This window comes from Bowmanella dokdonensis (assembly GCF_017254865.1).
Taxonomy (GTDB): Bacteria; Pseudomonadota; Gammaproteobacteria; order Enterobacterales; family Alteromonadaceae; genus Bowmanella; species Bowmanella dokdonensis.
This window is the reverse complement of record NZ_JAFKCV010000331.1, coordinates 1-297: the sequence shown is the minus strand read 5'-3', so window position 1 is coordinate 297 and position 297 is coordinate 1. Positions and strand designations below refer to the sequence as shown.

Here is a 297-nt window from a genome sequence, read left to right as displayed (position 1 = left end):
CGATCACTGGCGCGTAAACGCGAAACCAAATGAGATAAATCACTGTGAAACAACGTCAGCGCATGGCGGCTGTTTTCTGTGGTGCGATAATACTGCAGGTTAATGGTCGAGATTCGCTCGGGTTCCAACTGGGGATTGCCCCGCAACCCGCCGGTGTTGTTACCCTGCTGGTCGCAACAAACAATGAGGTTAAAATGGGTCTCCACCCCATAGGCGGCGCGAAAAGCACCACCGTAATCTAACTTAACGCCACTGTGTTCATTCAGGCGATAAACCAAACCGGCACGTAATTCATAA

1 protein-coding gene is annotated in these 297 nt (G+C 50.8%); it reads right to left on the bottom strand.

What is annotated here, in order from left to right; genetic code table 11:
• Positions 1 to 297 (bottom strand): TonB-dependent receptor domain-containing protein (locus tag J0A66_RS22810; protein ID WP_206576073.1); only part of this gene is annotated, 297 nt, incomplete at both ends.